Here is a 13335-nt window from a genome sequence, read left to right as displayed (position 1 = left end):
GGACTCGCTTCCGATGGCCTGCCTCCTCAAAGCGCCCCGCGGCTCGGCAAAGGGCTGCATCACGTTCACGACGCCCGAGCGGGACACCCTCATCTTCCAGGATGCCGGCCTGCGCGAACGCGTCGAGCAACTCAAGGCGCGTTATTTCGTCGGCCTGCATCACAATTGGCACGACGACAACTTCCACTATGATCCGCTGTTCGATTTCAGCATGGCCGGCGAGGATGACCTTCGCGAGCGCGATGGGGTGGCATTCTCGCGCGTCGGCATCGACGCCTGCAACTTCTCTCCCCCCGCATTCGACCGCGCCGCGCGCAAGCGTCCGTTCTGGGACGTGCTGAACATATGCCGTGCGGTCAACTTCAAGGGCATTCCGGACTTCTTCCGCGCCGTCCGCAACCTCTATGATCGCGGGATTGTCGTGCGTGTGCTGTTTCTCTGCGCCTTCGAGCCCCCGGGCGAGATGGAAGAGACCGGCAATCTACGACAATTCTTCGAGGGTATGTTCACACGGCCGGAGCGGCAGAACTTCACCTTCATGACGATGGACTGGGATTATCCCTTCCCGCTCGATCTGGAGACGCTGGCTCATTTCTACGCCTCGAGCAAAATCTTCGTACACGCGGCGCCGATCGAGCGACGCTGCCGAACAGCGGCCTATGCATGGGCATCCGGCATGCCGGTCGTCTGCCGCGAAAACGTTGCGAGCATCCTGCCCAAACATCTGCGCAGGCTGCCTTTCCAGGCATCGTTCGAGACAGCCGATGAGATGGCCAACGCGATGGTGACGGCGCTCGTTCGCAACGACCCGGACGCTGCGGACTGGCACCGCGTCTCGTCCGAGTTCAACGCCGCAGCCTCGGCATCCCGTCTGGATGATTTCATTCATCGACAGGCGGCCTCACGGGGCGCAGCGGCCTCCGACGCGGCGCTGAATCCGAGCGGCCTCGACATTCGCCTCGGCCGCCACCACAGGCTGGCGACGGGAGGCAACCGGATCGAGCAGGATTTGAACACCCTGTGCGCCTGGGCGATGTCGGCGTCCGATGACGCCATCGCCGATATCGCCGGGGCTGCGGATCCCGAGGTCGCCCTCGCTGAGATGTCGATTTGACCGACCCGGGCGCCGCGTCACCGCGGGTGGCGCTGGGTGCGGGCCGCCGGGCAGGGCCGTTTTCCGTCCCGATATGCCATGGTCGAGAGCATCGTCCCGACAGGCGGCCGCCGGCGTCCTGAAAAGACGCTGTGAGTCAAAAGATTGGTGTACCGTCCCGGTTCTGGTTTCCGGGACGGTGCGCTAGAGCGAGACGGCACAGTCTGTCGGACGTCTGGAGCGGCCTATCGACCTGATCGGGTGGCGGCCGGGTCCCGGCCCGGGCAGCAGCAGTAGGATACGGATCCAGGCCATGAATGTCGCTCATACCGCTGCGTTTCGGCAACTGGTCGCATCTCAGCCGCTCTGCTTCGTTGATGCCGGAGCGCGTGGAACGCTCGAAGGCCCCTGGGCCCACGTCCCGGCCGACCTCCTCATTGTCCTCGCCTTCGAGCCGGACGAGCAGGCAATCGTCGAGTGGGAAACGGCCAATCCGCATTGGTACTTGGAACGCTGTGCGCTGTGGTCCGAGACAGGGACCGTCCAGATTCATATCGGCGAGATCGAGAGTACATCGAGCACGTGGCCGCCGAATTTCGCCTACCTTGAGCGATTCTGCTCCAAACACGCGACACCCAGGCGCACGACTCGGACCGTCGAGGTCGCAGCGCGGACCTTGGATGCAGTCACGCGCAAGCGCGGGCTCAACCCCGACTTCGTGAAGATCGACACCCAGGGTGCCGAGTACGAGATCCTGAAAGGGAGCAGCCAGGTCCTGTCCGACAGCGCCTTCGCGGTTCTCATCGAGACCTGGACGCAGCAAATCCATGCCGGCCAAGGAACGACGGCCGAGGTGATGCTCCTCATGCAGGGCAAGGGCTTCTCCCTGTTTGATGTTCAGGTGGCGGCCGCCTGGCAGCGTCGAAATTTCGAGACCCAGCCACTGAATTCCAAGCCTCAAGTCGTCGGTCTCGATTTGCTATACTTCCGCGACCCCATCGAGATCGCCGACAGATTAGAAGATCCAGCCTATGCGGCCAAATGTGCGGCCATTGCCGAGATTTACGGGCATTTCAACCTGGCCCTGGAGATCTATGATCTCGCGCTCTCGCGGGCGAAACACGGCATCGAGCATCTCAGGGCGCTAAGAATTCGGACCTGTGAGACGTTCGAGGCGGGAAAGTCGATCGATTTCGAAACGGCGAAGTTGCATTACTAAAAGCTGTATCAGTTCGGCTCGCGGGGATGCTTGGGTGTCATCAGAATGCCCATTTTCAGAGCCAGTGGCGTGCGTGGAACGGGGATTGCTTATGCTCAACGTCAAAGGTGCACTTGAAACGCGGCGCCACTGGAAGGCAATCCAGTCGCAGCAGATCGGCAACGCGCAGGCGATGGATCGCGCCGCCCGGCTGGCCGAGATGACGCGTATCCGCTCCGATGCGGGCAAGCTGCTCGCGGCAATCGATCGAACCGGCTTCGCAGTGGTGCCGAACTACTGGAGCGCCGAGGAGTGCGCCCGGGGCCGCGCCGAACTCGACCGCCTGATTGCGGACCACCCGGAGGCGGTGCGCCGGTTCTCGGGGGACGCCGACAAGCGCATGTTCGGCGTCGAGGCCGTAAGCGAAGAACTCGCCCGCTTCCACGACGATCCGTTCCTGATCGGTATGGGCGAGGCGCATGGAGGCCTCGAACTCTATGCGTTCGCGACGCTCGGCGCTCGCATCGACGCCACGGATGCGAATAACGGCTCGGGCGATGGCTGGCACCGGGACGGCTTCGGCTTCCAGTTCAAGTCGATCCTTTATCTGTCCGACACGACAGAGGATAATGGGCCGTTCGAGTACCTGCCCGGTAGCCATTCCCGCTGGCGCGCCACGATGGACACGGCGCTCGGCGACCTGCCCGCCGCCCCGAACAGCCGGATGTCACCCGAGGAGGTCGAACGTCTGGTGCGGCGGACCTTCGCGGCGCGCCGGCGCTTCGTGGCGCCCCAGGGCACCCTCATCCTCGCCAACACAGCGGGTATTCATCGCGGCGCGCCGTTGCGGGCCGGCACCCGCTACGCACTGACCAACTACTTCTACCACCCCTATCAGGTCTGCGAGCCGATCTTGGAGAAATTCAGCCCGATGATGCCGGGGGCCCGGGCGCAGGTCGAGGCTTGGCTGGCCGAACGGAACATGCGTGCTGGCCACGCCTAGGGCATCAGCCCGAAAGGTGGCCGCCGGCTTTCGGCAACAAGACGATGCGGAACCGAGGACCTACGGCATCGCGCCGGGTCCGGTTTTCGGGACGATGCTGTCGAGCGCGCGTCGCCGGAGTGGATATCGGTTCGGCGTAAGAGCGCGTTGAATCCAGGTGGAGCACGGCGGCGTGGCTGTGATCGCCCTGGGCCTCTCTGGGCGCGGGCGCGAACGTGAAGCCGCCGCGCTCTGACTGATGGATGATGCATTGACGACCGTCGCCGACCTGGGCCGCCATCTGGCCGCCATCGAGGACTTCATTGGCGCGGAGGCCGCGCGTTCCGCGGCCAGCGTTGCGGGGCGGACATCCCAATTCTGGAGCGATCTCTTCCAGAGCCGACCGAACTTCCCCGACCTGTGCGCGTTCCTGGGCTTCCGCCGCGATGGTTTCGGCTACGGCATGGCGGACGAACGTCAGGGCAGCCTCGATCACGAGAGGCAGCATCACGCCCGGAACGCCGAGATTTTTCGCTGGTCGGTCGAGCCGGAGCAGATTGCCACCGTCGATGAGCCGGCGCTGGGCGCGCCTTACGTCTTTGAGGCACACAACGTGTGCCGCAGTGCCGCATTCTGGGTGAACGCCGCAACCGCCCAACGCGTCAGCCATTTCGTTGCGGCCCATGGGCCGCGGAAACGGCGTCTGCGGGTGCTGGAGATCGGCGCGGGCTGGGGTGCGGCAGCCTATCAGCTCCACCATCTCCTGCCGATCGAGAACTATACGATCGTCGACCTTCCTGAGAATCTTCTGCTGTCGATGACCTATCTCGGCGCCACCCTGGCACGGGAACCGTTCCTGATCGGATGCGAGGGGGGGCGCATCGACGACCTGCCCGGCCGGACGCTGGCGGGATTGCTGCCCGGGGCTCTACCGCGCCTTGGCATGCGCTACGACCTGATCCTGAACTCGTTCAGCCTGCAGGAGATGGATCGGGACACCGTCGAGGCGTACCTGTCCTGGATCGAGGAGGCACTGTCCGACGATGGGCTGTTCGTCTCATTCAACGCGCACGGGAAGGCGGGCATTCGCCGCCCGTCCGAATATCGATACGAGCGCTTCCATCTCCACCATCTCGGCATGTTCCGGCGCTTTCCGTCGGGCTTCGAGAACACGATCCCCTCAGAAGTCGTCGTCTCGCGGCGGCGCGGTCCCCCATGCGATGCACAGGCGATCGAGACTCTGTGCCTCCTCCATCAATTCGGGCTCGACCAAGATCTCACAGATTTCACACGGGCGACGGTCGATCAGACGCTGACCTCTGAACAGCGGGCGATCCTGGCGGCGCTGCACGGGTTCTTCTCACCCGATCCGGCGCTGCGGCAGGCAGCCCTCGACCAGCCATGCTTGGCCGCCGTGCCTGGCATCGCGGCCTATCTCGACGGTCAACATCGGATGGTCCAGGGTGATGCGGAGACGGCGCGGATGCGAACCGCTCAAAGTTTGGAGTTCGGGCTCGATGGTTTCGCCGCAATCCGCGCGGCGGTCACGCTGGCGGTCCTGTCCGGTCAGCGCCAAGTCGCGGGCCGCCCCGATCTCATCGATGCGATGGCCGCTTATCCGGATGTCGCGCGAATGCTCGATCTGGGCAGCCTTGATTCACTTGTCCGCCGCTTCCACACCATCATGACATTCTGAGGTCCCTGCTGACGGGTCAGAAAATCGGGAGACCGTCAAACACGAACCCGATGGAAAGTGCCCTGATCGCGAGCGGTTCGCCTAAGCGTGCGTGACCGAACCGTCTGCACCGGTTGCGTGTGATGAGGCTCACAGCCCGGGGGAGGAGGCCTCGTGGAAGCCGGCGCGCCGCTCGCAGCGGGCTGGCCTTATAGGCTGAGTCGGTCCGTATAGCTTGTCCGGACGATGTCGCGGCCGCCCCCGCCGACGGCTCCGTCAGGACGGGATGGCATCGAGGGCCGCCGCCATCATCACGCGGTCGTGCCGATTGGTCCCGGCCCCGGCGGTTCCTCGCAAACGGGTGGAGCGCGGCGCCGTGTCGGTGCTTCGCTCGTGACGTCTCACGCCGAACCGGCATCCCCCGCGTGGGGCGACGCGTCAGCGCGGGACGAAGATCCCCGGAATGATCCGCCCGGACTGGCCGAACAGCGCCTCCGCACGGGTGCAGCTGCCCGGTACGTCCCTCTGGTACGCGACGAGATAGCTCCGCGCCTGCAGCATCAGGGCACCGCGGTCGAGCTCAGCCGGATCGACACCCATCGCCCGGATCGCCCCCTTGAAGCGCTCGCCGTCCGTGCGAAGCGTGTCGCAGGAGACGTTCACGAAGCCGGCAAGACCCGCCAGCTTGGCCGCGCTCAGCGTCTGCGGCGGCAGCGCGGCCGGCTCCTCGGCCCGCAGGATCGATCCGGTCATGGACAGGGCGATGGTCACGACGACGAGACCGAGAGACCGCATCACGCTCTTCTCCATTCGAAACACCCCGCCCTCATCATTCGCACTGGTTTTCCGCGGGAGCACCACGCCGGGCCGAAGGGCGCCGGATCGCGCCCGGCGGCTACTCCTCGTCCGAAGACGCCGAGCTTGCAGCACGCCGCAGGTGCGGACCCTATTGCTCAAGGTCAATTCCCGGGTGTTCCCGATGGCGGACAAAGACCTCATCGCCTTGCCCATGCGGTTCGTAACATCGGTCTTGTCGGACATCGGGGCTCTCGGCCGGAGCGCGGCGCGATCGTCCATCTTCCGTCGGGCCGAAGCAGGACCCGATGACAGGACACACTAAGATCATAAGAAGACCGCAACGCGCATCATCGAACTCCCATTTCTGCAGGGGAAATACTTAGCCGGACGGTAGTTGTCCAGTCCGTATCGACTTGCGCCAAATGGAATGCTGGGTGTCAAACCGAGCACTGGGCGGCGATCGACGCGATCGCGGCCGAGATCGGGGGCTCGGGCGGGCCGCTCCGGAACGGGAGCCGGCAGCGCGAGGAAGGGACAGCGATCCGCGGGGCGATCCTTGACGCGCCGGGCGTGCGGCGCCAATCGGCCTGACAGTGCCCGGCCGCCGGCGAAGCCCGGCGCGGGACCGTCCCGATCCACGGACGGAGCATCGGAGAGCTTCCATGACCCCACCGCTGTACAATCCCGCCTGCGGAGGCCTTCCGGCGCAGACGAGCCTGATGACCGGGCGGGCGGTGTTCACGGAGGCCTACGCGGTGATCCCCAGGGGCGTGATGAGCGACATCGTCACGAGCTTCCTGCCCGGCTGGGAGGGAACCCGTGCCTGGATCCTGGCACGCCCCCTGTCGGGATTCTCCGAGACCTTCGCCCAGTACCTGATGGAGGTCGCCCCCGGCGGCGGCAGCGCGGCGCCCGAGCCCGACGGTCAAGCCGAGGGCGTGCTGTTCGTGGTCGCGGGCCATCCGAACCTGGAGCTCCACGGCCATGCCCACGCCCTGCGCCCCGGAAGCTTCGCCTACCTGCCGCCGGGCGCGCCCTGGCGCCTGCGCAACGGCGACGCCGAGCCGGCGCGGTTCCACTGGATCCGCAAGCGTTACGAGCCCGCGCCGGGCCTCGACGTGCCGGAGGCCTTCGTCACGCACGAGGCCGAGGTCGCGCCGGTCGGCATGGTCGGCACCGACGGTGCCTGGGCCACGACCCGCTTCGTCGCCCCCGACGATCTGCGCCACGACATGCACGTCACCATCGTCACCCTGCAGCCCGGCGGGACGATCCCGTTCGAGGAGACGCACGTGATGGAGCACGGCCTATTCGTGCTGGAAGGGAAGGCCGCCTACCGGCTCAACCGCGACTGGGTCGAGGTCGAGGCGGGCGACTTCATGTGGTTGCGCGCCTTCTGCCCACAGGCCTGCTACGCGGGCGGTCCGGGCCGGTTCCGCTACCTCCTGTACAAGGACGTCAACCGGCATCCGGCCCTCGCGCCGCGCGGGCTCGCCCGATGAGTGCGCCGGCGACGCCCCCCGCGGCCCGATCGGTCCTCGCCCGGCCTCTCACGGCGGAAGCCTTCGCGCCGTTCGGCACGGTGATCGACGGGGCGGGTGCCGCACCGCGCCCGATGAACGCCGGGCTGGCCCGCCGCTTCCACGATCTGGCGGAGGTCGAGGTGGTGGGCGAGGGGGCGCGCACGGTGATCGGCCTGGTGGAGGCGGAGCCCTACGCGCTGCCCCTGCGCCTGAGCCTAGTCGAGCGCCATCCGCTCGGCGCGCAGGCCTTTGTCCCGCTGAGCGCCGCGCCGTTCCTGGTCGTGGTCTGCCCGGACGAGGGCGGAAGACCCGGTCCGCCGCAGGCCTTCGTCACCACCCGGCCGCACCAGGGCATCTGCTACGCGCGGGGCACGTGGCACGGCGTGCTGACGCCGTTCGGGGCGCCGCAGGATTTCGTGGTCATCGACCGCGGCGGCCCGGGCGGAAACCTCGAAGAATACGTGTTCACAGACCCCTGGACGGTCCATCTCCGGGAGTAGGCTCCGGACGCGGGTGCCGGGCCCCGGGGAGACCCGGCTACAGATCGACGGTCTCGGGCTGCCGCTCGGTCAGGGTGAAGACGACTTCACCGGTCCGCTCGCAGGTTACGCTCACGGAGGTTACGCCGCTCAGTGCCTGCTGGTGCGGAAGCTGTGCTCTGGCGTGGGCGATGGCGGCCTCCAGATCGCAGGGCCAGAGCTTCGTCGCGCTGATCCGCTTTCCTTTTCGAAACGTGATCTTGTAGGCCATGACTCCCTCCATTTCGGGTCATGATACACCCGCCGCCGGGAGGGAGCCGTCCCCGTGGGGCATGCCAACGATGCGCGGCGAGCGGGGAGGGGGCCGGACGACGGCACTGCGCCGTTCCTCACCTGTGGGTGCGCGCCGGCAGCCGCCGGGTGTCCGGCCATCGAACCGTTTTCGTGTCGCGGACAGGATGCCCGCGACACGGTCGGGACGCCGCCGGCATCACCGCGTCGGCGCGGCGGCGGCTACGATCCGCGGAGCCGCCGGGGAGGCCGGGACGAGGCGCGGCGTCGTGGCGAGTTCGGATGCCGGACGCACGGTGGCGATGGCCCGGGCCTGCTCGCGGTAGAGCGGCGGCGTCAGGGTGACGGTGTCGTCCGCCAGCGCGGCACCGGTCATCGGGATGGCGGCGAGGGCGGCCAGAATGAAGGTACGAACAGTCATGATACGCGATCCTCTCGATGTCCGGGCTCGGGCCCGGCTTCGAGGAGATATCTACGTTGCAGAGCAACATGATCCAAACAGATTGGATCGATAGCCGATATTGATGACATCGCTTTTGGCTGCGGCCACGCCCTCGGCTTACCGGTCAGCGGCCGAGGTCCACCGGGATGCTGAGATGGGCCATTCCGGAACCACTTAGCAACCCGGCGGGCGGCGCTGTCAGCAGGCCGACGGCCTGAACGGCGCGGAGCGCCCGCCGATCGAGCGCCGGCGAGCCCGAGCTGCGCTCGATCTCGGCCTGCTGCACCGCACCATCTGCCGCGATCTCCATATGGACCACCACGGTGCCGGCCCTCCGGCCGGGACCCGTCCGGCGCTCGGCGCGGTCCGCGGCGTCGATCCGCGTGACCAGATCGGAGAGCCAACTGCGCGCCGCCGGCCCCGGCATCTCCCGGGCCTGGGCGGCCCAGGGCCCCAGGAGCAGGCCGAGAACCGTGATCCGGTGGACGAGCACTTGCAACGGCATGCGGGAACGGGGGCTGCGTGAGGGTCGAGGGATCCTACGCGCCCGGGACGACCCCTGCGACACCGAATGATCGCGCTCAGGACAGGATTGCGGGCATCCCGCCCGCGAGACCTGGCGGCGGCGGCATCCACGTGCCGATCCGGCACCGCAAGTCGGCGATGGCCGGAGGATGCCCGGGAGGATGGGAACCTGTGCGGCGATCGTACCGCCGTCGGACGCGTGCAGACGCATGACGGCCGATCACCGGCGGGGGACAGGACCGGCGGTTCGGCCATCAGCGCGCGATCCCGAACCCATGTCTGCAACATAGATCAGCCAAGACCGAGATCTTCGAATTGATCGATGACACCCTGGCTGATAGCCTCGACAAATCTGCGCGTCGGTCGGACGGTTTCGATACGCATGTTCGGATCGAAGATCTGTCCCACACCCCGGCGCATCTTCCGGCCAGGACGGAAGATCATCGCGGCGGCGGGCCGAGAAGCGCGACCGTGCCGCCCTGATCGCACGCTGAACCCGGGACCACGCGCATGTCACGATTGTCGGACCTCGAAGACGACCCGGCATTCCAGGAAGCCGTTCGCGCGGTGCGCGGCGCAGCCAGCACGTTGAGCGGGCGGGCCGTGACGGCGGACGAGGCGCGCTTCCTGGTCGGCATCGCGCTGACGACCTTCGCCCATGCCGGCGGCCTGAGCGAGCCGAGCCGCAGCCGGCTGGCCCGGTTCTCGGAGACGATCGGGCCGGATGCGGTGGTCGAGACGCTGACGAAACACTGAGGCCGGCGGCCGGCGCGCTCTGCGGCCCGAGGGCGATCACAGCAATCCGGTCCTCCGGGCGAGCATCACCCCGAGGGCGAGGCAGGCGGCCACACTGACGATCAGCATGGCGACGTTCGTCCAGAACCGGACCGGCCGGCTCGATCCGTCGATCCCGCTGGCGCGCAGACGCACCCAGGGCACGTAGAGGTAGAGCGCGATCAGCGTCAGGATCAGGAATGCCAAGGTCGGCAGCCGGCCGCTCACGAGGGCGGCGCCGGCCAGGAGGGCCCACCCGAGAACGAGGCTCACCATCGTGAACAGGGCTGTCGAATTCACGTCCGCACGGTCCCTTCAGCGGATGATCGCGGCGCGGTGCTGGGGCGCCGTCACGGACCCCGTCCATTGCCCCGCCCGAACACGGAATCGGCGCCGGGCCGGCGCGCGGGTCTCGTATTTCCTGTGGCCGCACAGGCACTTGGATGCAACGGTACGCGCTAGTGTGGGAGCGTTCGGCACGCGCGTCAACCCGGCGCGGCGGCCGATTCGGGCGCCGTTGCGGATCGCCGCAGCCCTCATCGCGACCGCCGATCCCGGGAGGCCCGGACATGCTGGGCGCGCGGTCGCGGCACGATATAACCGGGTCTTCGAGGCCGTTCCGAGCGCCGCGGCGCAGGCGTCGGGCGATCGGAACGCAGGACAGGGACAGTCGTGACACGGAGATCGCCGCACGCATCGCTCGTCGCAGCCGCAGTTGCAGCGCTGGTCCTGTCCACGGCGGGGCAGGCCGGCTGGCAGGGGCCGGAGGCGCAGGCCCTGTTCGTCAACGAGGCCAACCCGAGCGGGTACAACTACGCCCCGAGCGTCATCACCGAAGGCGGGACGACCGACATCTGGTGGTGCGGACAGGGCAAGACCGACGTCATCTTCCATCGCGCCTACAGCGCGCAGGCCGGGTTCTCCCCGGCGCAGGTCGTCTTTCAGCCCACGCCCGGGTCCTGGAACCGCCAGTATGTCTGCGATCCGAGCGTGATCAAGGGCACGTTCCGCAATCCCGTCGACGGGCGGTCCTACGCGTACGCCATGTACTACTCGGGATCGGACAATTTGCCGGGCCACAACAACCAGACGGGCCTGGCCTTCTCCAACGACAAGGTGACCTGGGTCGATTACCCCACGCCGGTCATCGCCCCGATCAACCCGGCGGTCGCGCAGGGGAATTACGGCACCGGGCAACCGGCCACGATCAACATCGACGGCCGCTCAAGCCTGTACGTGTTCACCACCGATCTGACCGGCCCGCAGGGGGTGCCGGGGTTCGGCGATCTCTACGTGCGCCATACGGCAGACGGGGTGCATTTCGACCCGCCGGTGCGGGTGCCCAACGGCACGACCGACGGCGCGACCATCAACCCGAATTCGGATTTCGCCTACGACCCGTCCTCGGGCGACGTCTACGTGATCACGGGCCTGCCGGGGCGCGACTGCCAGCGGGTCGCCTGCAAGGATCCGGCGCGCAACCCGGATCGCGAGACCTTCCAGATGGGTCTCTACAGGATGCCGATAAAAGCCCTGATGGGCGGCAGCCCGGCGAAATGGAGCCCGGTCGGCTACCTGAACGCGGATGTGACGGGCTTCTATCTCAATCACAGCCCGGGCTTCCAGCGCGACGCCTTCGGCAACATCGGCCCGTTCCTGCCGAACATCACCGTCTACTTCTCGGGGGGCGACCCCTATCCGGGCACCTGGCGGATCGCCGCGGCGACCGAGACCCGGGCCTCCGACCGTGCCCCCCTGAAGCGGGCGCTCGGACCGGGCGGCCACTGGGTCACGACGGGCTACATCGCTCCGGATTACCGGATCGAGCACGCGCTTGGTGCGCTGTTCCTCCTCCCGAGACCGGGCACCGCCATGCTGATGAGCTGCATGGCCGGCGCGGATCATTTCCTCAGTCGCGATGCGCGCTGCGAGGGCCGGACCCCGCTGGGACAGACCGGCTACCTCTACGACGCGCCTCGGCCGGGCAGCCATCCGATCTTCCGCTGCCTGGCCGGCGGCCGGGATCACTTCGTGTCGACCGACGCGCGGTGCGAGGGTCAGGCGACCGAGGGCCTGCTCGGCTACGCCCTCGACTGAGATCCGGGGACCGCATCCGGGCCTGGCGCGGCCTCGGTGCGGCGTTGCGCCCGGGAACACGGCGGGGCGCGTCGCCTTTCCTGATCCTGCGGTCGGCTGCGGCCGGACCCCCGTCCAGGAGACGCCTCGGATGCTGAATTTCTCGCGGGGCTCGGCGGCCCTCGTCGCGCTGCTCGTCGCTGGGCCGGCCTTCGCGCAGGGCAAGCCCCTCCCGCCTCCGGCAAACGACGCGATGCCGCCGGTGGAGCTGACCATCAGCATGAAGGACGGGAAGCCGGTCTGCGACCCGGCCGAACTGCAGCTGCCGGCGGATACGAACATCGCGCTTCACGTGGTGAGCAGTGCCGACGCGCCGGTGACGCTCACCGCGCCCGGTCAGTTCGAGAACGGCCTGGTCCTGCACGCGGACGGCGATCTGGTCCACGTGGCGAGCGAGAAGGGCTACACCGTCAAGCAGAACGGCCAAGGCACGCTGCGTCTGCGGACGATGAAGGCGGGTCAGGAAGAATATGCCTGCACCAGCACGCGGAATGCCGACGCCCCATTCAAGGGCAAACTGATCCTGATCCCGGCCGCCAATTGAGGACGGGCCCCGCTGGCGGACAGGGGCCGATGATCGATCTGGGAGCTTCGGTGCAGGCATGAGCGACGGCGCATCGGGGCAGACGCTCCAGGTCTTCTACGACGGCGATTGCCCGCTCTGCCGCGCAGAGATCGACCATTATCGCGGGTGCGCGGGCGCGGATGGGCTGGCCTTCGTCGATGTCGGCCGGACCGTGGCCGCGCCGACGCTCGGACCGGATCTCGATCGCGATACGGCCCTGCGGCGCTTCCACGTGCGCACCGCGGATGGGGGGCTGGTCTCCGGCGCGGAGGCGTTCGCCCGCCTCTGGACGACCCTGCCGGGCTGGCGCTGGCTCGGCCGGCTGCTCGACCGGCGCGTCTTCGGCCGCCGACCCGCGCTGATGATCGCCGAGATGGCCTACCGCCTCTTCCTGCCCCTGCGACCGCGCCTGGCGCGGCTGATCGGGCGGCGGTTCTGACGGGCGGCGGCGGGTGGCGCGCTGCGTCCATTATGTCGGCTTCCGCGACGACCGCTATTGGAACGCCTTCCGGATCTTCGGGGGACCGCGGGTCATCCATCGCCGGTGGGATTTCTACGCCACCCGCGACGTCGGCCCCGACGACATCGTGGTCTTCGCCGAGGGTGACGACACGCAGCCCATCGCCGCGCGAAACGCCACCGACCTCGACGAGCGCTGGCTCGTACGCGCCGTCCCGGGGACCGGAACCGAGACGCTGGGCTGAGCCCCCCTTCGGATCGTCCCCGCAAGGAGAGGCCGGGCCATCCCTTCGCACCGCGCTGCAGGGGCTGCACGGCGCAGCGGATTTCAGGCTCGGAGAGCGAAGACGCCTCGAAACCGGAGCCCGGTGCCGTGTCCCGTCGCGGCGGGCGCA

Annotated in this window: 16 protein-coding genes; 11 read left to right on the top strand and 5 right to left on the bottom strand. The window is 67.8% G+C overall.

The genetic code is table 11. The features are described from left to right. Window positions 1-13: 13 nt before the first annotated feature. The 4 genes from AC3IF3_RS28020 to AC3IF3_RS28005 all read left to right on the top strand — a co-directional run bounded on the left by AC3IF3_RS28020 (window position 14) and on the right by AC3IF3_RS28005 (window position 4969). The gene (locus AC3IF3_RS28020) at window positions 14-1114 is read left to right on the top strand and encodes a glycosyltransferase (protein WP_489231144.1); all 1101 of its coding nucleotides are present in this window, start codon (window positions 14-16) and stop codon (window positions 1112-1114) included. A 292-nt stretch (window positions 1115-1406) separates the two neighbouring features. Continuing rightward, the gene (locus AC3IF3_RS28015; RefSeq protein WP_489231143.1) at window positions 1407-2312 is read left to right on the top strand and encodes an FkbM family methyltransferase; all 906 of its coding nucleotides are present in this window, start codon (window positions 1407-1409) and stop codon (window positions 2310-2312) included. Between the two features lie 91 nt (window positions 2313-2403). Beyond that, on the top strand, window positions 2404-3294 hold the full coding sequence (locus tag AC3IF3_RS28010; RefSeq protein WP_489231142.1) for a phytanoyl-CoA dioxygenase family protein: 891 nt from the start codon (window positions 2404-2406) through the stop codon (window positions 3292-3294). Window positions 3295-3544: 250 nt separating this feature from the next. Beyond that, window positions 3545-4969, top strand: coding sequence for a putative sugar O-methyltransferase (locus AC3IF3_RS28005; protein ID WP_489231141.1), 1425 nt, complete (start codon window positions 3545-3547; stop codon window positions 4967-4969). Window positions 4970-5386: 417 nt separating this feature from the next. Here the strand turns inward: AC3IF3_RS28005 and AC3IF3_RS28000 are convergent, their stop codons facing one another. Next, a complete protein-coding gene (locus tag AC3IF3_RS28000) occupies window positions 5387-5743 on the bottom strand; it encodes a hypothetical protein (protein ID WP_489231140.1) in 357 nt (118 codons plus the stop codon). A 665-nt stretch (window positions 5744-6408) separates the two neighbouring features. Here AC3IF3_RS28000 and AC3IF3_RS27995 point away from each other — a divergent pair. Then, entirely contained in the window at window positions 6409-7248 is an 840-nt protein-coding gene (locus AC3IF3_RS27995) for a bifunctional allantoicase/(S)-ureidoglycine aminohydrolase (RefSeq protein ID WP_489231139.1), read from the top strand. Then, the gene (locus AC3IF3_RS27990) at window positions 7245-7769 is read left to right on the top strand and encodes an ureidoglycolate lyase (RefSeq protein ID WP_489231138.1); all 525 of its coding nucleotides are present in this window, start codon (window positions 7245-7247) and stop codon (window positions 7767-7769) included. The genes AC3IF3_RS27995 and AC3IF3_RS27990 overlap by 4 nt, the downstream gene beginning before the upstream one ends. 37 nt (window positions 7770-7806) lie before the next feature. On the opposite strand, the gene AC3IF3_RS27985 is transcribed toward AC3IF3_RS27990, so the two are convergent. From AC3IF3_RS27985 to AC3IF3_RS27975, 3 genes are all read right to left on the bottom strand, one after another. Then, entirely contained in the window at window positions 7807-8019 is a 213-nt protein-coding gene (locus AC3IF3_RS27985) for a hypothetical protein (protein ID WP_243970814.1), read from the bottom strand. Between the two features lie 219 nt (window positions 8020-8238). Continuing rightward, window positions 8239-8460 carry a hypothetical protein gene (locus AC3IF3_RS27980; RefSeq protein WP_489219131.1) on the bottom strand — a complete coding sequence of 74 codons (222 nt, stop codon included), beginning with the start codon at window positions 8458-8460 and terminating at the stop codon, window positions 8239-8241. A 145-nt stretch (window positions 8461-8605) separates the two neighbouring features. Further along, on the bottom strand, window positions 8606-8986 hold the full coding sequence (locus AC3IF3_RS27975; protein ID WP_489231137.1) for a cell envelope integrity TolA family protein: 381 nt from the start codon (window positions 8984-8986) through the stop codon (window positions 8606-8608). A 530-nt stretch (window positions 8987-9516) separates the two neighbouring features. Between AC3IF3_RS27975 and AC3IF3_RS27970 the strand changes: the two genes are divergently transcribed. Continuing rightward, window positions 9517-9762: a hypothetical protein gene (locus AC3IF3_RS27970; RefSeq protein WP_243970820.1), complete on the top strand. Its 246-nt coding sequence runs from the start codon at window positions 9517-9519 to the stop codon at window positions 9760-9762. Between the two features lie 36 nt (window positions 9763-9798). Here AC3IF3_RS27970 and AC3IF3_RS27965 read toward each other — a convergent pair whose 3' ends face one another. After that, window positions 9799-10080, bottom strand: coding sequence for a hypothetical protein (locus tag AC3IF3_RS27965; protein WP_243970821.1), 282 nt, complete (start codon window positions 10078-10080; stop codon window positions 9799-9801). A 372-nt stretch (window positions 10081-10452) separates the two neighbouring features. Between AC3IF3_RS27965 and AC3IF3_RS27960 the strand changes: the two genes are divergently transcribed. From AC3IF3_RS27960 to AC3IF3_RS27945, 4 genes are all read left to right on the top strand, one after another. After that, window positions 10453-11877 (top strand): hypothetical protein, encoded by a 1425-nt coding sequence (locus AC3IF3_RS27960; RefSeq protein WP_489231136.1) that lies wholly within the window; start codon window positions 10453-10455, stop codon window positions 11875-11877. Between the two features lie 130 nt (window positions 11878-12007). Next, on the top strand, window positions 12008-12460 hold the full coding sequence (locus AC3IF3_RS27955) for a cupredoxin domain-containing protein (RefSeq protein WP_489231135.1): 453 nt from the start codon (window positions 12008-12010) through the stop codon (window positions 12458-12460). 58 nt (window positions 12461-12518) lie between these two features. Then, window positions 12519-12920 carry a thiol-disulfide oxidoreductase DCC family protein gene (locus tag AC3IF3_RS27950; RefSeq protein WP_489231134.1) on the top strand — a complete coding sequence of 134 codons (402 nt, stop codon included), beginning with the start codon at window positions 12519-12521 and terminating at the stop codon, window positions 12918-12920. Window positions 12921-12933: 13 nt separating this feature from the next. Beyond that, window positions 12934-13185 carry a hypothetical protein gene (locus AC3IF3_RS27945; RefSeq protein WP_489231133.1) on the top strand — a complete coding sequence of 84 codons (252 nt, stop codon included), beginning with the start codon at window positions 12934-12936 and terminating at the stop codon, window positions 13183-13185. Window positions 13186-13335 lie beyond the last annotated feature (150 nt).

Source organism: Methylobacterium sp. J-118 (assembly GCF_057836565.1).
The sequence above is the reverse complement of the archived record's forward strand: the minus strand, read 5'-3'. Positions and strand labels throughout refer to the sequence as shown.

What these genes read in the sequence shown, in the direction of transcription:
- AC3IF3_RS28000 (WP_489231140.1), bottom strand. Translation starts at nt 5,743, where the DNA reads ATGCGGTCTCTCGGTCTCGTCGTCGTGACCATCGCCCTGTCCATGACC.
- AC3IF3_RS27990 (WP_489231138.1), top strand. Translation starts at nt 7,245, where the DNA reads ATGAGTGCGCCGGCGACGCCCCCCGCGGCCCGATCGGTCCTCGCCCGG.
- AC3IF3_RS27995 (WP_489231139.1), top strand. Translation starts at nt 6,409, where the DNA reads ATGACCCCACCGCTGTACAATCCCGCCTGCGGAGGCCTTCCGGCGCAG.
- AC3IF3_RS28015 (WP_489231143.1), top strand. Translation starts at nt 1,407, where the DNA reads ATGAATGTCGCTCATACCGCTGCGTTTCGGCAACTGGTCGCATCTCAG.
- AC3IF3_RS27950 (WP_489231134.1), top strand. Translation starts at nt 12,519, where the DNA reads ATGAGCGACGGCGCATCGGGGCAGACGCTCCAGGTCTTCTACGACGGC.
- AC3IF3_RS27975 (WP_489231137.1), bottom strand. Translation starts at nt 8,986, where the DNA reads ATGCCGTTGCAAGTGCTCGTCCACCGGATCACGGTTCTCGGCCTGCTC.
- AC3IF3_RS28020 (WP_489231144.1), top strand. Translation starts at nt 14, where the DNA reads ATGGCCTGCCTCCTCAAAGCGCCCCGCGGCTCGGCAAAGGGCTGCATC.
- AC3IF3_RS27980 (WP_489219131.1), bottom strand. Translation starts at nt 8,460, where the DNA reads ATGACTGTTCGTACCTTCATTCTGGCCGCCCTCGCCGCCATCCCGATG.
- AC3IF3_RS28010 (WP_489231142.1), top strand. Translation starts at nt 2,404, where the DNA reads ATGCTCAACGTCAAAGGTGCACTTGAAACGCGGCGCCACTGGAAGGCA.
- AC3IF3_RS27955 (WP_489231135.1), top strand. Translation starts at nt 12,008, where the DNA reads ATGCTGAATTTCTCGCGGGGCTCGGCGGCCCTCGTCGCGCTGCTCGTC.
- AC3IF3_RS27985 (WP_243970814.1), bottom strand. Translation starts at nt 8,019, where the DNA reads ATGGCCTACAAGATCACGTTTCGAAAAGGAAAGCGGATCAGCGCGACG.
- AC3IF3_RS27970 (WP_243970820.1), top strand. Translation starts at nt 9,517, where the DNA reads ATGTCACGATTGTCGGACCTCGAAGACGACCCGGCATTCCAGGAAGCC.